The organism is Variovorax sp. 01N425 (genome assembly GCF_056399465.1).
Window position 1 is genome coordinate 125,014 of record NZ_JBFTRJ010000005.1, and the last position, 18,978, is coordinate 143,991.

Here is an 18,978-nt window from a genome sequence, read left to right on the forward strand (position 1 = left end):
TCGAAGGGAGGCGCGTCCTTGCGAGAACGCATTCAGGCAAGCAGCGATTGCGCGGCACGCCGGAATCCGGTGGCGGCGGCATCCACGCAGGCCGCGTCGATATGGCGGTGCGTCACGAGCCGGATCCGGCGCGGACCCCACGGGCGGACCAGGACATCGCATTCCTTGAGTGCCTCCGCCCAGGCGAGACTGTCGGCTGCGGCCTCGGGCACGTCGACGAAGACGATGTTGGTGGGCGGCGTGCTGATACCGACGGAGCCGGGCAACACGGCGCGCAATGCCTCGCTCAGGCACGACGCCAAAGCATGGTCTTGCGCGAGCCGGCCGGGCATGGTTTCCAGGGCGTCCAGTCCCGCGGCGGCAACCACGCCGATCTGGCGCTGCGTGCCCCCGAGCATCTTGCGCAGCCGTCTGGCGCTGGCCATGGTGGCGGACGGGCCGGCGAGCACCGCACCTGCAGGCGCGCTCAGGCCCTTGGAAAGGCAGAGGGTCACCGTGTCGGCGCAGCACGCGATCGCGGCTGGATCGACGTTCAGCGCCACGGCGGCATTGAAGAGCCGGGCGCCATCGAGGTGGACGCGCACTCCGGCCTCGCTGGATGCCTTCCAGACCGCCTGCATGTGGTCCAGCGGCAGCACCGCTCCTCCCGCGTTGCCGTGCGTCGTTTCCATGCAGACCAGATCCGTGCGCAATTCGCCGGACGACTTCAGCACCAGCGCCAGGCTCTCCAGGTCCATTGCGCCAGCCACGCCCGGAATGCCGGTATAGGTCACGCCGCTGAACACGGCGCCGCCGCGCTCGGAAACGAACATGTGTGCGAACTCCTCGAGCACGACCTGCGACCGGCGCTCCGCCTGCGACAGCACGGCCAGGAGGTTGCCCATCGTGGCGGTCGGTACATACAGAGCAGATTCCTTGCCCAGCATGCTGGCCGCCAGTGCCTCGAGCGCGCGCACGGTCGGGTCGCCGTCCAGGCCGTCGTCTCCCAGCGCGGCTGTTTGCATGCGGGCGTACATCGACGGGGTCGGCAGCGTCACGGTGTCGCTGCGCAGGTCCACCACGGCGCCAGCCGCGCATGGACTGCGCGGCAGTCCGGCGTCGGCAAAGTGCAGGGTTCTGTCAGGCATGGACGCAAGTATTCTTTTGGGCGACCAATACTGCAAATGCGTACTCAACAGCGCACCATACAATATTGATATGAGCAGCCGACGCATGACCTTGAAGCACATCGAGGCCTTCCGGGTGGTCGTGCAGACGGGGTCGATGACCGAAGCCTCGCGGCGGCTTCACACCTCGCAGCCCCAGGTGAGCCGCCTTGTTTCGCAGCTGGAAGCGATCATCGGGTTTGCGCTTTTCGAACGCAGCGGCACGCGCCTGGCGCCTTCGCTCGAAGGCAAACGCTTCTTCCAGGAAGTCGAGAAGGCATTCGCCGGACTGCAGGGCCTGGAGTCCGCGGCATCGAACATCCGGACGTTCGGCGGCGACCGCCTGGCGGTGGCCGCCATGGCGCGAATTGCCGGAGGCGTCCTCAGCCAGGCGGTCGTCCGGTTCAAGCGCGAGCACACCGAGACGCTCGTCACGATCCACTCCGGCGCGGCCGCGACCGTCGACACCTGGGTGAGCTCGGGCCTGTGCGACCTGGGCCTCGCCATCCTGTATGGCGATGATCCGCCCGGCATGTGTGTCGAAACGCTGCTGGGCATGGATTGCGTCGCGCTGCTTCCCAGGGAACATCGCCTGGCGCGGGCCAGGCAGGTTCGTGCCTCGGACCTGGACGGCGAAGCCTTCATCTCGTTCCCGCTGGGCAGCGGCCCGAGGGAACGCATCGACCAGGTATTGGCCGCCGCAGGCGTCAAGACCCGGACGGTGCTGGAGTCCGACCTGGGCGCCTCCGTCTGCTCGCTGGTCGCTGCGGGCCTGGGCGTGAGCGTGATCAATCCGCTGGCGGCGCTCGATGAGCAGCGCAATCTCGATTTCGAGGTGCGGCCCTTCAAGCCTGCCATCACCGTGCGCCTTGCGCTCCTGCTCGCGCCCGATGCGCCTCATTCCCGGCTTGTGTCAGCCTTCAAGGAAGTCGTGCGCGGGGTCATCGAATCCGAACTGGATCACATTCGTCCGTACCGCAGCTGAGGGTGGCGCTGGTACGCGGCCTCGCCGCAGTTTTCACGAAGAGCCCCGGGACGGATCAACCAGGTACGGCGCAAGTTTCGCCCAGTCGAAGTCCACCCCGACGCCCGGCTCGTCCGGTGCCACGGCGCGATGGTTTTCAAGGACCAGCGGCCGCATCGTGTACTCGTCGATCGGAAAACTGTGGATCTCCAGCCAGCCTGCGTTCGGCTGCGCCGCCAGCAAGCTCACATGCAACTCCTGCATGCCATGCGAGCACACCGGGATCCCGTGGCGGCGCGAGCGCTCGGCCACCTTCAGCCAACCCGTGATGCCGCCGCAGTTCGAGGCGTCCGGCTGGATGAAGGAGAGCCGCGCCTGCTCGAACGCATGATCGAATTCATGGATCGTGTGCAGGTTCTCGCCCATTGCCAACGGAACGCCGGTCGCGGCCGCGATGCGCGCATAGCCCCGGTAGTCGTCCGGAATGGTCGGCTCCTCGAACCACAGGACACCGAAGGGCTTGATGCGCTCGGCCGCAGCGATGGCCTGGTCCACGTTCATCGCGTAGTTGGCATCCACCATCAAGGCCATGCCGTCGCCGATCAGTTGCCGCACCGCCCGGATGCGCTCGATGTCTTCGTCGAGGTTCGGGCGGCCGATCTTGATCTTGACGCCGCCGGCACCCTTGGCGAGATAGCCGCGCACGTTGTCCAGCAGCTTCTCGAGCGGAAACGCCAGGTCGATGCCCCCGCAGTAGGCATTGCAGGTGTCCGCAGCGCCGCCCGCCAGTTGCCAGAGCGGCTGGCCTGCGGCCTTGCCGCGGAGGTCCCAGAGCGCGATGTCGATCGCGGAGATCGCAAACGACGCGATGCCGCCGCGGCCGACATAGTGCACATGCCATTCGCTGAAATCGTGGATGCCTTCGACATCCGCCGCGTCCATGCCGATCATCGCGGGCGCCAGGTCGTGGTCGATCATGGCTTTGATCGCATGTCCTCCCTTGCCGCCGGTGTAGGTGTAGCCCGTGCCCCGGCTGCCATCCGAAAGCACCACCGTTGCAGTCACCAGTTCGAAATGGGTGTGCGCGCCGTGCTTGGCGTCCGTCAGGACTTCAGCGAGGGGAACCTTGAAGAGCTGGCTCGTGACTTTCGCGATGGAACGCATGGACCTCTCCTTGAAGCGGCCGTTTGAACGACGACGCGATGGTAGCTCCCACGGCCTCGAGTCTCGAGCCCGGGAACGCCTCGGCCTTGGCGGCCGCGAGCATGTCAGCGCGTCGCGCGTGACCAGGCGTCGTACAGGTCCTCGCCTTCGTCGCGCACGGGCAGCGATCGCACGGGCATCTCGCGCAGCTCGATCGGCCGCGCGATCTCCAGGTAGCCGCGTTCGGCCGAGAGGTCGTGCGGTTCGCCGTCCTCGTTGGAGTAGGCGTAGCAGACCTCCTTCACGCCGGCCAGGAACATGGCCGTCAGGCACATGGGACACGGGTAGCCGCTGGCGTACACGACGCTGCCCGACAGGTCCGTGCCGCCCTGCGCCTTGGCCGCCATGCGCACGGCCTGCATCTCGGCGTGGGCCGTGGGGTCGCACAGGGCGTCGACCTCGTTGACGGCCCGGGCCAGCACCTTGCCTTCGCGCACCAGCACGGCACCGAAGGGCCAGGTCCTGCGCTCGCGCACGTTCCGCATGGCCAGGCGGATGGCGTCAAGCATGTATTTTTCTGCGTTGGGATCGGGCTGAGACATCGGTCGGAACTCCTGCGGCGATCAGCTGCCGCGATACATTGAAAAGAACCAGGGTGCGCACAGCATCGGCACGTGGTAGTGCTGCGCGGCGTCGAAGATGGAAAAGCGCACGGGCACCACGTCCGAGAGCCCGTCGGCGGCCTTGAAGTGATCGCCGACGTGGAAGCGCAGTTCGAAGTGGCCGGTGCGCGCATCCTTGGCGGCGAGCACGGGCGCATCGGTGCGGCCGTCGGCGTTGGTGCGGGTGTTGTTCAGCCGCGTGGGCGGATGGGTCGCCATGTCGTAGAGCTCCACCTGCAGGCCCGCCAGGGGCCGGCCGTTGGTGATGTCGAGCACATGCGTCGAGATGCCGGTCATGTCGTGTCCTCTGTCGTGAATGCGATGCGCTCAGCTTCCGCGCGAATAGGTGTAGCTCCAGGGGCCGAACTGGATCGGCAGGTGGATGCGCTCGGCAACGTTGGCGACGCGGATGCGCACCGGCAGCTTCGTCAGGAAAGGCGGCACGGGCAGCACGGCCTTCCTGCCGGCAAAGTAGTCGTCCACGTGCAGCAGCAGCTCGTAGTCGCCCGCCTGGTAGCTCTCGCCGACCAGCAGCGGATCGTCGGAGCGGCCGTTGGCGTTCATGACGGTACTGCGCAGCAGCTTGTAGCTGCCACCTTCCAGGCGGGAGAAGTCGATGCGCAGGCCGGTGGCGGCCGCGCCGTGGAAGGTGTCCAGCGCGTGCACCGTCAGGCGCGGGCTCACGCCGTGCAGCACGATGGGACCGCTGGCCCGGGCAGGGCCGGCCGGCGCGGCATTCGGCTGTTGCGCCAGCGCCCCGCGCGACGCGATCGCCGCCGCGCCCAGGGCCAGGCCCGAGAGCGCGAACTGCCTGCGCGCGGGATGGGATACGACTTGATTCGCCATGGTTGTCTCCTGTCGTTGTGAAGGGGGGCTGGCGACAAGGCCTCAGCCGTCCACCAGGGCGTCGATGCGCCCGCGGGTGATGAAGCCGATCTGCTCGAGCGCGGCACGGTGCTCGGCCTCTGTGCTCGCCGCCGCACGCATGCGCAGCGCCTCGAATATCTGATCCTTGGTATTGCGGCGCACGGCGATGATGAAAGGAAAGCCATGGCGCTCGCGGTAGCTGCGGTTCAGGCGCTGCATCTCGCCCAGCTCTTCGCGGCTGAGCGCGTCGAGGCCTGCGCTGCGCTGCTCGCCGACGGACTCGGCCGTCATGGTGCCGGCCCGGGCCTCGCGGCCGGCCAGTTCCGGGTGGCCGCGCAGGAAGGCGAGGCGGTGCTCCTGGGGCGCTTGGCGAACCACGTCGAGCATGGCGCCATGCAGCGCATCGATGCTGGCGAAGGGCCTGCGCGTCCAGGCGGCCTGCGCGATCCAGGGGGCGTTCTCGAAGGCCGGGCCGACGGCCGCGACGAAAGCGTCGCGGTCCATGTCGTTGAGCGCGGCCAGGTTCAGGCGGGTGGCGGTGAGGGTCATCGGTTGGTTCTCAACGTGCGGGGGCGGCTGCTGCGGCGGCCGGCTGCTTGCGGTAGGCGGGCACGCAGGCCAGGATCAGCAAGGTGGCGCAGATCTCGATTGCCGCCACCACGTAGAGGCCTGACGAGAGGCTGCCCGTGGAGGTCTTGATCAGGCCCAGCATCCAGGGTGCGCCGAAGCCGGCCAGGTTGGCGATGGAGTTGATCAGCGCCACGCCGCCGGCCGCCGCGGTGCCGGCCAGGAAGCGGTTGGGCATCTGCCAGAACACCGGGATGGCGCTCATGGTGCCGACAATGGCCAAGGTGAGGCCCACCAGCACCGCCAGCGCGCTGTGCCCCAGGAAGAGCGCGACACCCAGCAGCGACACCGCGCCCAGTGCAGCGGCCAGGCCGCAGTGCCAGCGCGATTCCTGCTGCTTGTCGGAGTGGAAGCCGTTCCAGATCATGCCGGCGGCGCCGCACAGGTAGGCCACGGCCATGATCCAGCCCACCGCCACCGGGCTGGTGAAACCCACTTCCTTGACCAGCGTGGGGCCGTAGAAGGTCAGCGAGGAATTGGCGGCGATGATGCAGAAGAAGATCAGGATCAGGAGCCAGATGCGCCCGCTCCTGAGCGAGGCCAGCATGCCGTGTTCGCGCTGGCCCAGCGAGCGGCCGTCGCGCTCCAGGTCTTCATGCACCAGCTGGCGCTCGCGTGCCGTGAGCCAATGGGCCTGCTCGGGCCGGTCGGTCAGGTAGAAATAGGTGACGAAGCCCGCGACGACCGAGGGAATGCCCTCCAGCAGCAGCACCCACTGCCAGCCCGACCAGCCGTTCAGGCCATGCATGCCGGTCATGATGGTGCCGGCCATCGGGCCGCCGATCACGCCAGCGAAGGCCGAGGCCGACATGAACATGCCGAAGGCCTTGGCGCGCCGGTCATTGGGGAACCAGTAGGTCAGGTAGAGGATGATGCCGGGGTAGAAGCCGGCCTCGAACACCCCCAGCACGAAGCGCAGGAAATAGAACATCTCCGGCGTCTTCACGAACATCGTGGCGATCGAGGTCAGGCCCCAGCCGATCGTGATGCGCATGATGGTCTTCTTGGCCCCGATGCGCTGCAGGAGCAGGTTGCTGGGCACCTCGAAGAAGAAGTAGCCCAGGAAGAAGATGCCCGCGCCCAGGCCGTACATCGCCTCGTTCCATTGGAGCTCGTCGAGCATGGTCAGCTTGATGAACCCGATGTTGACCCGGTCGATCCAGGCCAGCACCCACAGCAGCATCAGGAAGGGGATGAGCCGCCAGATGATCTTGCGGTAGACCCCGTCCAGTTCGGACGGGGCGGCGGAAAGCCGAACGGGTGCTGCCGCTGCGGTGGATGTCATGCGTATCTCCTCGGTCCTGGATGTGGGGCGTTGCGGACCGCTCCGCCAAAAGGGAACGCCGCCTGCGGGGCCACTGTAGGCAGAATGGCCCCGGCGCGCGCACGGTGCGCGGAATGTGCGGCATAAACCAGCGCGATAGGTCGTGCCCCAGCAAGGCGCGCCATCCGGTCGAACCCCTAGAAGACAAATGACGAGAAGCCAGGACCTTGTCGACATCCACCTGCTGCGCGTGCTGGCGGCACTGGTGGCTGAGCGCAGCGTCTCGCGCGCCGCGGTACGCATGAACCAGACGCAGCCGGCCATCAGCGCAGCGCTGCGGCGCCTGCGCGACGCCTTCGGCGATCCGATCCTGGTGCGCGAGCGCGGCGGCATGGTGCCCACCGCGCGGGCGCTGCAGTTGCGCGAGAGCGCACGCGAGGTGCTGGGCGAGATCGATCGCATGCTGGCCGGGCCGGAGCGCTTCGAGCCCGGTGCCAGCACCATGACCTTCACCATCGCCACGCCGGACTACCTGGCCGCCAGCTTCATGGCCGAGGTGGTGGCGCGCTTTCGCGCCGAGGCGCCGCAGGCGCGCCTGCTGATCCATCCGCTGACGCCCGGCTACGACTACGAGCGCGCACTGGCGCAGGGCGAGCTCGACATCGTGATCGGCAACTGGCCGCTGCCGCCCGAGCGCATGCACCTGTCGCTGCTGATCGAGGACGAGCTGGTCTGCATGATGAGTCCGGGCAACCCGCTGGCCGCACCAGGCGCGATGACGCTGCAGCGCTACCTGGCAGCCGCCCACGTGGTGCCCACGCCGTTTGCCAAGTCGCATCGCGCGGTGGTCGACAGCCACCTGGCCGGGCTGCGGCAAACCCGCGATGCGCGCGTCTTCGTGCCCTACTACGCCATGGCGCCCTACCTGGTGGCCGAGAGCGACCTCGTGTTCACCACCGCGCGCCACTTTGCCGAGCAGTTCACGCGCAGCCTGCCGGTGGTGAGCGTGGCGGCCCCCGAAGGATTTCCGCGCATGCGCTTCTACCAGCTGTGGCACGAGCGCTCACAGCACCAGGGCGCGCATCGCTGGCTGCGCAGCCTGCTCTCGACGGTGGGCGGCCACCTGGCGCAGGCGGCCCCGGGATCGGCGAGCGGTCCATCTGCGGGCGGGACAATCGAGGAGTAGCATCGGCCGCTTTGCGGCGTCCTCGCAGCGGTTTCCCCATTCAAGAACGCGACCCTGAAGGCCCACCCGGGCCTGCCGCACGGCATGAATAATTTCGCACAAAGCAGGCATATGTCCCCGTCGGTACAGGAAGCTTCTCCGTCACAGCGCCTCGGTCGTGTCCCCAAAGACACGCTGGGGTGCATGTCCGGCCACCTTCAACGGGATCAGGGCCTCTGTGCGAACGGCGTCGCAATCCTTCGCAAGACGATGGATACGCATCAACTTCACCAGGTGGAGACGGAGCCCAGCGCTCGCGGCGTGCTGCTCGGCATCTCGATGCGCGATGGCCACAGCCGGCGCATCGTGGCCGGGCGGCATGCCTCGTGCCACGATTTCGACAGGGGATCGATCTACATTCGCGGTTTCGCCGAACGTTATCGTGCCGACATCCAGCGTCCTTTCGACTTCGTGCTGCTCGAGATATCGCAGGCCAGCCTCGAACGGGCCATCGAGGAAAAACCGGGCAAGCGCGTCGGCAGCCTCGCCCATGTGGCCGGCGTGCGGGACGAGGTGCTGCTCAATCTCGCAGAGGCCCTGGCGCCGGCACTCGAGGACCCCGCACGCGCAAGCATGCTGTTCGTCGAACAGCTGAGCGTTGCCATGACGAGCTATCTCGTCGAAACCTACGGCGGCGCAGCCACGACCGAGCCGAGAACGAATCGGATCCTCTCGCGCTCGCACGAGGCACGCGCCAAGGAGATGCTGCGCAACAGGATCGACGGCCGCATTTCCATCACCGAGATCGCCGACGCGTGCGGGCTTTCACGCAGCTATTTCATTCATGCCTTTCGCGAGACCACCGGCCACACCCCCCATCAATGGCTGATTGCGCAGCGGCTGGAGCACGCGCGCGCACTTCTCATGGACGTCGATACCTCGCTCGCCGAGATTGCCGCGGCCTGCGGCTTTGCCGATCAAAGCCACTTCACCCGCGTTTTCTCCCGGCATTCCGGGGTCCCGCCAGGCATCTGGCGGCGCAGGATGCGGGTTGAAAACTAGGGATCGCCCTCAGCCGCGCTAGAGACCGAGCCGGCCGGCCACGCCCTCGCCCAGCGAGGCGTCGACGAGCCGGAAGTGCGCGACCTGGCGCCGCTGGATCAGCTCGGGCACACCCGCCATCGAGCTGGCGATGTTCTCGAACAGCCGCTGTCTCTGGCCCTCGTCCATGCTGCGGTACAGGGCCGCCGCCTGTGCATGGTCTCCAAGCCCTTGGCGGTCATCGAAGCGCGTGGCATCGCCTTCCAGGGGCAGCGGCGGCTCGGCCAGCGTGCGGTCAGGGCGTGGTCCTCCGAACGAGTTCGGCTCGTAGTAGGCATCGGTGCGGGCGGGAACGTCCAGGCGCATCGCGCCGTCGGCGTGATAGGTGTGCACCGGCGACCGGGGCCGGTTCACCGGCAGGGCCTCGTGGTGCGTCCCCACGCGGTAGCGCTGCGCGTCGGCATAGGCCAGCAGCCGCCCCTGCAGCAGCTTGTCGGGCGAGAAGCAGATGCCGGGCACGATGTTGGCGGGATTGAAGGTGGCTTGCTCGACCTGTGCGAAGTAGTTGTCGGGGTTCGTGTCGAGCTCGAGGACGCCGACGTCGACGAGTGGAAACTCCCGCTGCGGCCAGACCTTGGTCGCGTCGAACGGGTTGAACGGCAGCTGCGCTGCCTCTGCCTCGCTCATCAGCTGGACCTGCAGCAACCAGCGCGGGAGCTCGCCTCGTTCAATGGCGTCGAACAGATCGCGCTGCGCGCTTTCGCGGTCGTCGGCGATCAGCTCGCGGGCTTCCCCGTTGGTCAGGCACCGGATGCCCTGCAGCGTGCGCAGATGGAACTTGATCCAGACCCGCTCGCCGGCCGCGTTGACCAGCCCGAAGGCATGCGCGCCATAGCCGTGCATGTGGCGAAAGCCCGCCGGCAGGCCGCGGTCGGAGAACAGCATCACGATCTGGTGCAGGCTCTCGGGCGACAGCGACCAGAAATCCCAGATCGCCGTGGGCGAGCGCACATGCCGCACCGGATGCCGCTTCAGCGCCCGCACCAGGTCGGGAAATTTCTGCGGATCGCGGATGCAGGCGACCGGCAGGTGGCTGCCGACCAGGTCCCAGTTGCCTTCCTCGGTGTACGCCTTGATGGCGAAGCCGCGCAGGTCGCGCTCGGCGTCCGCGCAGCCCTGCTCGCCCGTCAGCCCAGAGAAGCGGACCAGCACGGGCGTGCACTGCCCCGGCTGCAGCACCCGTGCGCGCGTGTGGCGCGAGACGTCGCCCGTGATGCGCAGCGTGCCGAAGGCGGCCGCGCCCTTGGCATGCAGCACCCGTTCCGGAATGCGTTCGCGCGCCAGGTAGGCCAGCTTCTCGCTCATCTGGTAGTCCTGCCGCAGGATCGGCCCGCGCGGGCCCGCGGTGATCGAGTGCTGGCTGTCCGCGACGGGCGCGCCGCCCGCGGTGGTCAGGGTCGGGGGTCGGCTGTGGGGGTGGGTCATTGGAATTCTTGCTGCGGGATGTCTCGACGGGATGTGTACCGCGCCGGCTCGCCCGTGTCTTGAACAAGAGTCGCCCGCCTTGAATGCACCGGGTGCGCACGAATGTGCAAAGCAGCCGCCAAGCCGACAAGACGGTGCGTGCGAAATGACGCACCATGGGCCGCGCATTCCCGCCTCTTTCCTCCTCCTCACGCGAAGGTCACTTCATGAAACCCTCCCTCCCCCTGCTCATGAGCCTCAACGGCGGCTTCGTGGACACTGCCGGCTTCCTGGCGCTGCAGGGCCTGTTCACGGCCCATGTCACGGGCAACTTCGTGACCATCGGCGCGGCGCTGGTGCATGGCACCTCGGGCGCGCTGACCAAGCTGGTGGCGCTGCCGGTGTTCTGCGCCGTGGTGGTGCTCGCGCGATGGCTCGGCCACGGGCTGCCCGCCCTGGGCTTGCCGGTGCTGCGCACGATGCTGGTGCTCAAGACGCTGCTGCTGGCGGCGGGCGCGGCCTTTGCCATCTGCTACGGCCCGTTCAAGGACAGCGACAGCGGCCTCGCGATGCTCACCGGCATGTCGCTGGTGTCGGCCATGGCGATCCAGAACGCCGTGCACCGGCTGCATCTGGGCAGCGCCCCGCCGACCACGCTCATGACCGGCACGACCACGCAGGTGATGATCGACATCGCCGACCTGCTGCGCGGCCTGGCGCCGGAAGAAGCCGCCGTGGCGCGCGCCCGGCTGCGGCGCATGGCCGCCAGCGTCGCGGTGTTCGCCGCGGGCTGCGCCGCCGCCGCGCTCATCTACAGCCAGCTGAATGTCTGGTGCTTCGTGGTTCCGCCGGTGCTGGCGGCCTGCGCCGTGCTGCTCCAGCGCGCCACGCACGAGGGCGAGGCCGCCGAAGCGCCCGGCCCCCACCACTGAAGAAGCTCCGGCCCGGCGGCTCAGAGGCCCAGCAGCGCGCGGCCTTCGTCGGCCAGCAGGTCGTGCGTCTCGGGATGCGAGCGCATGTAGGCCGCGAACACCGGGCATTGTGGAATGACGCGCAGGCCCCGTTCGCGCGCGGAAGCCAGGCCCGCGAGTACCAGCTGCCGGGCCACGCCCTGGCCTTGCAGCGCCTCGGGCACCAGCGTGTGGATGAAGGTGATGACGTCGCCCGCCAGGCTGTAGATCGCGACCGCGCGCTCGCCTTGCGATTCGAATTCGAAACGGTGCTTGGACGGGTTGTCTTGGACGGAGGGTGAAGAAGGCGTGGTCATGAGAAGGGTCTCGAATGGAAAGGGGTGGCGTTCAGTGCATGCACCGCGAATGCCGCGGCGCCAAGGACGCGGCCGCATCGCCGTCGGCCGTGCTTCCGAAGCGATGGACCAGGTGCGCACAGATCGCGATCGCCAGGTGCTCGCTCGTCGCCGAGCTTGCGCGCTGCGGCCGCTCGAGCAAGGCCAGCACCGCCGCACCCAGGTTTTCCATCACTGGATCGACCAGCCCCGGCATGCAGGCAATGCCGCTCACGCGCGCCAGGCCCGCCGCATCGGTCACGGCATCCACCAGCGCGCGCGGCACGTAGAAGTGAAGGGCATCCAGCGGACTGCCCAGGTAGCTCGCCACCTCGTCGCGCAGGTCGACGATGCTGATCGCCCCGGGCGCATAGCCGCGCACCACCGAAGGCCGGCCCCGCACCCAGAGCTCGTGGTGGCTCACACCGGCAAGGTGCAGGGTCACGGCAAAGGCGTCCTGCGGCGGGATCTCCTGCTTCATGCCCAGCTGGTCGGGCAGGCAGGTGATGCGCGTGGCGACGAAGGGCGTCGTCGGCGCCGGCAGCATGACGAGGGCGGGCGCGCAAGGCAGCTCGAAGTACCGCCCCAGGAGATCGCCGTAGGCGCCTTGCATGCCCGCGTCCGCCGAACGCTCAGGCCTGGATGAACGCCAGCAGGTCGGCGTTCACCTGGTCCTTGTGCGTGGTGCAGGTGGCGTGCGGCGCACCGGCATAGACCTTGAGCTGGCTGCCCTTGATCATCTCGGCCGCGAGCTTGCCCGTGGCCTCCAGGGGCACGACCTGGTCGTCGCCGCCGTGAATCACGAGCGTGGGCACGTCGATCTTCGCCATGTCGGGGCGGAAGTCGGTTTCGGAGAACGCGGTCACGCAGTCGATGGTGGCCTTGGCCGAGGCCTGCAGCGCGATCTGCAGCGTCTGCTTGAAGATGCCTTGCGAGACCTTCGCACCGGGGCGGTTGGTGCCGTAGAAGAGCGTGCTGAAGTCGTCGAGGAACTGCGGACGGTCCGCGGCCAGCCCGGCGCGGATGCCGGCGAAGAGCGAGGCATCCGGGCCCACCGGATGGTCGGGCGTCTTCATGAACAGCGGCGTCACGGCGCTGATGAGCGCGAGCTTCGCCACGCGTGCGCTGCCCTTGCGCGCGATGTAGCGCGCCACGTCGCCGCCGCCCATCGAGAAGCCCACGAGCACCACGTCCTTGAGGTCGAGCGTCTCGACCAGCTCCGCGATGTCGTCGGCGAAGGTGTCGTAGTCGTAGCCGGTCCACGGCTGGCTGGAGCGGCCGAAGCCGCGCCGGTCGAAGGCGATCGCGCGGTAGCCGCGTTCGGCGAAGAACAGCATCTGGGCGTCCCACATGTCGGCGCTCAGCGGCCAGCCGTGGCTGAAGAGGATGGGCTGGCCCGAGCCCCAGTCCTTGTAGTAGAGCTCGGTGCCGTCGCGCAGGGTGAGTGTGGTCATGGTTTTTCCAGTTTGATGAAAAGAAAGGGAGAAGAAGGAAATCAGAGAGACAGGAAGTGGTGGACCTCGGGCCTGCCGGGCCCGATGTGAAAGCGCACGGCTTCGTTCTGCAGGTCGGCGTCGGCATGCGACACGCGGTGGTGCTGGCGCAGGTGCTCGGCCCAGGACTCGACCAGGAACCACTCCATCACGCGCTCGGGGTCGCTGGTGTGCTCGGTCACGCCCCATGCGTAGGCGCCGTCGCGGCGGCGCTCGAGCGACAGCCGCTTCATCGCGTCCAGGAACGCCGGGCGGTCTTCCTTGCGGATGCGGTACTCGACCTGCACCATCACGGGACCGCGGTCGTGCGCGACAGGCTCGGCCACCAGTGGCTCGGGCCAGTGGTTCGAGGCCTGCAGGTCCGAATCGCCGGTGGGCAGGCGTGCACGGTGGAACAGCAGGGCCACGACCACCAGCCCGGCAGCGCCCGCCACCAGCGTGTACGGCACGCCGATCTCCTGCGCCACCAGGCCCCAGCCCAGGCTGCCGGCCGCCATTGCGCCGTTGAACACCGTGAGGTACACGGCCAGGCCGCGCCCGCGCACCCAGTTCGGCAGGATCGACTGCGCCACGCCATTGAGCGTGGTGAGCGCGATGATCCAGCCCAGGCCCAGCACCAGCAGCAACAACACTGCGAGCCACTGCGGCGGCGCGAACACCAGGCTGCCCATCACGCCGGCGGTCAGCAGCGAGGCCAGCAGCAGCATGCCGTCGGCATTGAAGCCCGCGCGCAGCCGCGGCATCACCAGCGCGCCGCCGATGGCGCCCGCACCCACGGCGCCCAGCAGGATGCCGTAGAAGCCGGCACTGCCGCCCAGCATCTGTCGCGCCACCAGCGGCAGCAGCGCCCACACCGAACTGGCGAACAGGAAGAACACCGCCGCGCGCAGCAGCACGCGGTGCAGCTCGCGGCTGGCGCGCGTGTAGCGCAGGCCGGCGCGGAAGGCGCCCAGGAAGTTCTCCGACAGCCCGCTGTCGGCGGCCGCCGGACGCTTCCACCACAGCAGCGCCGCGATCACGAACACATAGCTGAGCACGTCGGCGCCATAGGTCAGGGCGGCGCCGAAGCTCGCGAGGATCAGGCCGCCCGCGGCCGGCCCGATGGAGCGCGCAATATTGATGCCCAGCGAGTTCAGCGCCACCGCGTTCTTGAGGTCGGCGCGCGGCACCAGCTCGGGCACGATCGACTGCCAGGTCGGCCCCATGAGCGCGGCGCCGATGCCGCCGACGAAGGTCAGCGCGATCAGGTACTCGACGGTGAGCGCGCCGGTGTGCGAGAGCACCAGCAGCGTGCCGCTCACGCCCGCCAGCACTAGCTGCACGAAGATCAGGAAACGCCGGCGGTCGAGGATGTCGGACAGCACCCCGGCTGGAATCGCGAGCAGGAAGATCGGCAGCGTGGCCGCGGTCTGGATCAGCGCCACCGCCGTGGGGCTGGCCGACAGGTCGGTCACGAGCCAGGAGCTCGCCACGTCGCGCATGAAGCTGCCGATGTTGCCGAGCACGGTGGCCGCCCACAGCACGGCAAAGACCGGCTGGCGCAGCGGTGCGAAGCTGCTGCTCGGCTTCGCGGCATCGGCGGCACCTGCGAGATCAGCCATTCGCTCGCTCCTTCAGGTCGTGCCAGGCCACCAGCACGAAGCCGCCGACCAGCCCCAGGTGCTCGAAGAAGGAATTGGCCGCCATGAAGCGCTCGGGCTGCGGCATCTCCCAGAAGCGCAGCGCGACGAAGGTCGCCATCAAGGTGAAGCCCGCGAGCGCCAGCGCGCCGAGCCAGCGATGAAAGCCCGTGAGGATGAACGCGGCCGCGCCGAGCTCCAGCACGATCACCGCGGCGGCCAGGGGCCCTGCGGGCGAGAGGCCGAAGTGGTTCATCTCGGCGATGGCCGCGTTGAAGTCCATGGCCTTGTTGAGCCCGCCCTGAAGATAGGCCGCGCACAGCAGCAGCAAGGCGAGCCAGCGCACGGCGGGTGAAATGGTCCAGCGCATCACACCGCCCAGCAGGCGCAGCCGAGCGCGCCCCAGAAGCTCTTGAGGTCGGCGATCGGCAGCTTGCTGCTCCAGGCCGTCGCATGCTGGTGGCCGTGCACGTTGCAGTCGTTGGCGCAGGCGCAGGACATGGCCGCGTGGCGCATGGCCTTCTGCAGCGGCGCGCCCTCGGCATCGCCCCAGCCGGCGTAGCCGCCGAAGCGGCGCACCGGCGACCAGTCGGGCATGGCCGGCGGCGGCGCGCCTTCGTCGTGCGCTGCGAACGGGCCGGCGCCATAGACCACCTTGCCGCCGACCATGGTCAGGAGCGCGGTGGTGTCGGCAATCTCCGATTCCGGGCAGGCGAAGAAGTCGCGGTCGGGCACCACGAGGTCGGCGAGCATGCCGGCTTCGATGCGGCCCTTCTTGCCGACCTCGTTGGAGAACCAGGTCACGTTCTCGGTCCACATGCGCAGCGCGGCCTCGCGGTCCAGGCAGTTGCGCTGCGGGTAGAGCTGCATGCCGCCCACCGTCTTGCCCGTGACCAGCCACGACAGCGACACCCACGGGTTGTACGAGGCGACGCGCGTCGCATCGGTGCCGGCCGACACCTTCACGCCCTTCTCGAGCATGCGCTTGACCGGCGGCGTGGCCTCGGCCGCGCCGGCGCCGTAGCGCTCGACGAAGTATTCGCCCTGGTAGGCCATGCGGTGCTGCACCGCGATGCCGCCGCCCAGCGCGGCGATGCGGTCGATCGATTTTTCCGAAATGGTTTCGCAATGGTCGAAGAACCAGTTCAGGCCGGCGAGCGGCGTGTCGCGGTTCACCTTCTCGAACACGTCGAGCGCGCGGTCGATGGTCTCGTCGTAGGTGGCATGCAGGCGCCACGGCCACTTGTTCTGCACCAGCACGCGCACCACCTCTTCGAGATCGCCCTCCATCTCGGGCGCCATGTCGGGGCGCGGCTGGCGGAAGTCCTCGAAGTCGGCGGCCGAGAACACCAGCATCTCGCCCGCGCCGTTGTGGCGGAAGTAGTCGTCGCCCTGCTTGTACTTCGAGGTGGCGGTCCAGTGGAGGAAGTCTTCCTTCTCCTGCTTGGGCTTCTGCGTGAACAGGTTGTAGGCCAGGCGGATGGTGAGCTGGCCGGCATCGGCCAGCTGCTGGATCACCTGGTAGTCCTCGGGAAAATTCTGGAAGCCGCCGCCCGCGTCGATGGCACCGGTCACGCCCAGCCGGTTGAGCTCGCGCATGAAGTGGCGCGTGGAATTGAGCTGGTATTCGAAGGGCAGCTTCGGGCCCTTGGCCAGGGTCGCATAGAGGATCGACGCATTGGGTTTGGCCAGCAGCAGGCCCGTGGGGTTGCCGGCTGCGTCGCGCACGATCTCGCCGCCGGGCGGCGCGGGCGTGTCCTTGGTGTAGCCGACGGCGCGCAGCGCGGCGCCGTTGAGCAGCGCGCGGTCGTACAGGTGTAGCAGGAACACCGGCGTGTCGGGCGCCACGGCGTTGAGCTCCTCGATGGTCGGCAGGCGCTTTTCGGCGAACTGGTGCTCCGTGAAGCCGCCCACCACGCGCACCCACTGCGGCGCGGGCGTGATCGCGACCTGGCGCTTGAGCATGCCCATGGCATCGGCCAGGCTGCGCACGCCGTCCCAGCGCAGTTCGAGGTTGAAATTGAGGCCGCCGCGGATGATGTGCAGGTGGTTGTCGATGAGGCCCGGCAGCACGCGCCTGCCTTGCAGGTCGATCACGCGGGTGCCGCCGTCCGCGAGCGGCAGGATGTCCTGCGCGCGGCCCACGCGGGTGAAGCGGCCGTCCTTGATGGCCACGGCGTCGGCCACGGGGTTGGCGCGGTCCAGCGTGGTGAAGCGGCCGTTGTGCAGGATCAGGTGGGGGGCGGTGGTGCCTGCCATGTCGGGTGTCCTTGAGGGGTTGGATTGGGCCATTGCCGTACCGGCAAGAGCGGCGCCAAGCGTACCGAGGCAAAGGCGCCGGCGCTGTTCGTCGAATGAATCGCTCATGCCTTCCTTCCGGCCGCGGCGCCGGCCTCGCCCTTGGCGCACTGCGGCAGTTCGCCGAACACATGCGGCTTGACCTGGTGCTGCAGCCACGAGGTGGCGGCCGCCTCGGGCTTGATCACGCTCTTGATGAGCGGCGGGATCTGCTCGCCGAGCAGGATCCCGAGAAGCCCGACCAGGGCGATGACCGGCGGCGCCGGCGAACGCACCTGGAACAGTGCGTAGATCACGCCGACCAGCAGGCCGAGCGCGAGCGACAGGACATAGGGCTTCATCTTGGTCACCGCGGCGATCAGCCTTCGTGCGCGCCGAACATGGTCTTGGCGTAGGTTACGCCCAGGCCGTAGGCGCCGCCGAACTTCTTTGCGATGCCGGTGGTCATTTCATAGGTGTCCGTGCGGGCCCAGTCGCGCTGCAGCTCGAGCAGGTATTGCAGCGAGGTCATCGGCTGCGCGCCGGCCTGCACCATGCGGTCCATCGCGCGGTTGTGCGCCTCGGCCGAGACGTCGCCGCAGGCGTCGGCGATCACGAACACCTCGAAGCCCTGGTCGATGGCCGACAGCGCCGGCCCGACGATGCACACGCCGGTCCACAGGCCCGAGAGCACGATGCGCTTCTTGCCGATCTCGTTGATGCGCTCGATCACGGCCGCGTCTTCCCAGGTGTTCATCGAGGTGCGGTCGAGCATCTTCTGGCCCGGGAAGGCGTCGGTGATCTCGCTGAACATCGGGCCCGAAAAACTCTTCTCGGCCACGGTCGTGAGGATGGTCGACACCTTGAAGCCGGCCGCCGCATGGGCCACGAGGGCCGCGTTGTTGCGCAGGTTCACCGCGTCGATCGAGTGCGTGGCAAAGGCCATCTGCGACTGGAAGTCGATCATCACCAGCGTGTGGTCGGTGGGGGTGAGCAGCTTGGCGCCGGCGGTGGGGGTGGCTTTGATGGACATGGGACTCTCCGTGAGTTGGTGAAAGAAATTGGGTCTTGCGTTGCCATGCATCGTCGTTTCAGCGCCGATGCATGTCTTGTCGATTAGTGAGGCCGTTTGGACATTTGCGTCCGCGCCGCCAAGGGGCGCACGCGCAATGTCAGAAGGAAGGCAACTCTTTCGGGCGCAGGTCGAACACCAGCACCTCGGCGCCCTCGCCGCGCGCCAGCTCGAGCCGCTGCTCGCCGCGCGCCCGCGCGCCGTCGCCCTCGCCCAGCCGCTGGCCGTTCACTTCCACGCTGCCACGTGCCACATGCACATAGGCATGGCGATCGGGGCCGAGCGCGAGCGAGGCGGCTTCATCGCCGTCGAACAGGCCGGCGTAGACGCGGGCGTCCTGGTGCACGGCAAGCGAGCCGCCGGCGCCCTCCGGCGAGACGATCAGCCGCAGCCGGCCGCGCTTTTCCTCGGGTGCGAAGTGCACTTGCTGGTAGCGGGGCGCTACGCCCTTGGCGTTGGGCACGATCCAGATCTGCAGGAAGTGCAGCGGATCGGTGGAGGAGGAATTGAACTCGCTGTGGCGCACGCCGGTACCGGCGCTCATCATCTGAACGTCGCCCGGGCGGATGACCGAGCCGGTGCCCATCGAGTCCTTGTGCTCGAGCGCGCCGTCGAGCACGTACGAGAAGATTTCCATGTCGCGGTGTGGATGGGTGCCGAAGCCGCGGCCCGGATGCACGCGGTCGTCGTTGATCACCAGCAGGTCGGAGAAGCCTTCCTGCTCCGGGTCGTGGTAGTGGCCGAAAGAGAAGGTGTGGCGGGACTTGAGCCAGCCGAAGTCTGCAAGTCCGCGGTCATTGGCGCTGCGAATTTCCAACATGATTGGGGTCCTTGATGGTCGTTTGGTTCGATGTGATTCACAATCGCTTCGGAGAAGAATCCCCGATGCA

21 protein-coding genes are annotated in these 18,978 nt (G+C 68.1%); 4 read left to right on the forward strand and 17 right to left on the reverse strand.

The genetic code is table 11. The features are described 5' to 3' along the window. Positions 1 to 32 precede the first annotated feature (32 nt). A complete protein-coding gene (locus AC1DSC_RS10525; RefSeq protein ID WP_028253951.1) occupies positions 33 to 1,127 on the reverse strand; it encodes a threonine aldolase family protein in 1,095 nt (364 codons plus the stop codon). Positions 1,128 to 1,212: 85 nt separating this feature from the next. On the opposite strand from AC1DSC_RS10525, the gene AC1DSC_RS10530 reads away from it, so the two are divergent. Then, a complete protein-coding gene (locus tag AC1DSC_RS10530; protein WP_020610574.1) occupies positions 1,213 to 2,130 on the forward strand; it encodes a LysR substrate-binding domain-containing protein in 918 nt (305 codons plus the stop codon). Positions 2,131 to 2,163: 33 nt separating this feature from the next. Here AC1DSC_RS10530 and AC1DSC_RS10535 read toward each other — a convergent pair whose 3' ends face one another. From AC1DSC_RS10535 to AC1DSC_RS10560, 6 genes are all read right to left on the reverse strand, one after another. Beyond that, a complete protein-coding gene (locus tag AC1DSC_RS10535; protein WP_436288751.1) occupies positions 2,164 to 3,273 on the reverse strand; it encodes a mandelate racemase/muconate lactonizing enzyme family protein in 1,110 nt (369 codons plus the stop codon). A gap of 104 nt (positions 3,274 to 3,377) precedes the next feature. Then, positions 3,378 to 3,854, reverse strand: coding sequence for a nucleoside deaminase (locus AC1DSC_RS10540; RefSeq protein WP_015865513.1), 477 nt, complete (start codon positions 3,852 to 3,854; stop codon positions 3,378 to 3,380). A 21-nt stretch (positions 3,855 to 3,875) separates the two neighbouring features. Next, entirely contained in the window at positions 3,876 to 4,211 is a 336-nt protein-coding gene (uraH, locus tag AC1DSC_RS10545) for a hydroxyisourate hydrolase (RefSeq protein WP_436288750.1), read from the reverse strand. 30 nt (positions 4,212 to 4,241) lie between these two features. Further along, a complete protein-coding gene (locus AC1DSC_RS10550) occupies positions 4,242 to 4,760 on the reverse strand; it encodes a hydroxyisourate hydrolase (protein WP_015865515.1) in 519 nt (172 codons plus the stop codon). Positions 4,761 to 4,802: 42 nt separating this feature from the next. Beyond that, positions 4,803 to 5,330 carry a 2-oxo-4-hydroxy-4-carboxy-5-ureidoimidazoline decarboxylase gene (uraD, locus tag AC1DSC_RS10555; protein WP_015865516.1) on the reverse strand — a complete coding sequence of 176 codons (528 nt, stop codon included), beginning with the start codon at positions 5,328 to 5,330 and terminating at the stop codon, positions 4,803 to 4,805. 10 nt (positions 5,331 to 5,340) lie between these two features. Further along, complete coding sequence (locus AC1DSC_RS10560; RefSeq protein ID WP_015865517.1) at positions 5,341 to 6,693, reverse strand: MFS transporter; 1,353 nt, start codon at positions 6,691 to 6,693, stop codon at positions 5,341 to 5,343. Between the two features lie 187 nt (positions 6,694 to 6,880). On the opposite strand from AC1DSC_RS10560, the gene AC1DSC_RS10565 reads away from it, so the two are divergent. Both AC1DSC_RS10565 and AC1DSC_RS10570 read left to right on the forward strand, forming a co-directional pair. Beyond that, positions 6,881 to 7,858, forward strand: coding sequence for a LysR substrate-binding domain-containing protein (locus AC1DSC_RS10565; RefSeq protein WP_015865518.1), 978 nt, complete (start codon positions 6,881 to 6,883; stop codon positions 7,856 to 7,858). Positions 7,859 to 8,041: 183 nt separating this feature from the next. Beyond that, positions 8,042 to 8,899: a helix-turn-helix transcriptional regulator gene (locus AC1DSC_RS10570; RefSeq protein ID WP_081247560.1), complete on the forward strand. Its 858-nt coding sequence runs from the start codon at positions 8,042 to 8,044 to the stop codon at positions 8,897 to 8,899. An 18-nt stretch (positions 8,900 to 8,917) separates the two neighbouring features. On the opposite strand, the gene AC1DSC_RS10575 is transcribed toward AC1DSC_RS10570, so the two are convergent. Further along, positions 8,918 to 10,363 carry a catalase gene (locus AC1DSC_RS10575; protein WP_028253949.1) on the reverse strand — a complete coding sequence of 482 codons (1,446 nt, stop codon included), beginning with the start codon at positions 10,361 to 10,363 and terminating at the stop codon, positions 8,918 to 8,920. Between the two features lie 206 nt (positions 10,364 to 10,569). Here AC1DSC_RS10575 and AC1DSC_RS10580 point away from each other — a divergent pair, with 206 nt between their 5' ends. After that, entirely contained in the window at positions 10,570 to 11,274 is a 705-nt protein-coding gene (locus AC1DSC_RS10580; RefSeq protein ID WP_018907124.1) for a YoaK family protein, read from the forward strand. A gap of 20 nt (positions 11,275 to 11,294) precedes the next feature. Here AC1DSC_RS10580 and AC1DSC_RS10585 read toward each other — a convergent pair whose 3' ends face one another. The 9 genes from AC1DSC_RS10585 to AC1DSC_RS10625 all read right to left on the reverse strand — a co-directional run bounded on the left by AC1DSC_RS10585 (position 11,295) and on the right by AC1DSC_RS10625 (position 18,908). Next, positions 11,295 to 11,609, reverse strand: coding sequence for a GNAT family N-acetyltransferase (locus AC1DSC_RS10585; RefSeq protein WP_062364795.1), 315 nt, complete (start codon positions 11,607 to 11,609; stop codon positions 11,295 to 11,297). Positions 11,610 to 11,640: 31 nt separating this feature from the next. Continuing rightward, positions 11,641 to 12,240 (reverse strand): hypothetical protein, encoded by a 600-nt coding sequence (locus tag AC1DSC_RS10590; protein ID WP_028253948.1) that lies wholly within the window; start codon positions 12,238 to 12,240, stop codon positions 11,641 to 11,643. Between the two features lie 19 nt (positions 12,241 to 12,259). Next, the gene (locus AC1DSC_RS10595) at positions 12,260 to 13,081 is read right to left on the reverse strand and encodes an alpha/beta fold hydrolase (RefSeq protein ID WP_028253947.1); all 822 of its coding nucleotides are present in this window, start codon (positions 13,079 to 13,081) and stop codon (positions 12,260 to 12,262) included. Between the two features lie 41 nt (positions 13,082 to 13,122). Further along, positions 13,123 to 14,721 (reverse strand): MFS transporter, encoded by a 1,599-nt coding sequence (locus AC1DSC_RS10600; protein WP_062364796.1) that lies wholly within the window; start codon positions 14,719 to 14,721, stop codon positions 13,123 to 13,125. Further along, positions 14,714 to 15,109, reverse strand: a complete 396-nt coding sequence (locus AC1DSC_RS10605) for a DoxX family protein (protein ID WP_015865525.1) — start codon at positions 15,107 to 15,109, stop codon at positions 14,714 to 14,716. Before AC1DSC_RS10605 ends, AC1DSC_RS10600 begins: the two co-directional genes overlap by 8 nt. Beyond that, positions 15,109 to 16,998 carry an amidohydrolase gene (locus AC1DSC_RS10610; RefSeq protein WP_062364797.1) on the reverse strand — a complete coding sequence of 630 codons (1,890 nt, stop codon included), beginning with the start codon at positions 16,996 to 16,998 and terminating at the stop codon, positions 15,109 to 15,111. Before AC1DSC_RS10610 ends, AC1DSC_RS10605 begins: the two co-directional genes overlap by 1 nt. A gap of 104 nt (positions 16,999 to 17,102) precedes the next feature. Beyond that, a complete protein-coding gene (locus tag AC1DSC_RS10615; protein WP_015865527.1) occupies positions 17,103 to 17,378 on the reverse strand; it encodes a DUF1427 family protein in 276 nt (91 codons plus the stop codon). A 17-nt stretch (positions 17,379 to 17,395) separates the two neighbouring features. Then, positions 17,396 to 18,049 carry a hydrolase gene (locus AC1DSC_RS10620; RefSeq protein WP_015865528.1) on the reverse strand — a complete coding sequence of 218 codons (654 nt, stop codon included), beginning with the start codon at positions 18,047 to 18,049 and terminating at the stop codon, positions 17,396 to 17,398. Positions 18,050 to 18,188: 139 nt separating this feature from the next. Further along, on the reverse strand, positions 18,189 to 18,908 hold the full coding sequence (locus AC1DSC_RS10625) for a pirin family protein (RefSeq protein ID WP_062364798.1): 720 nt from the start codon (positions 18,906 to 18,908) through the stop codon (positions 18,189 to 18,191). Between the last annotated feature and the right edge of the window lie 70 nt (positions 18,909 to 18,978).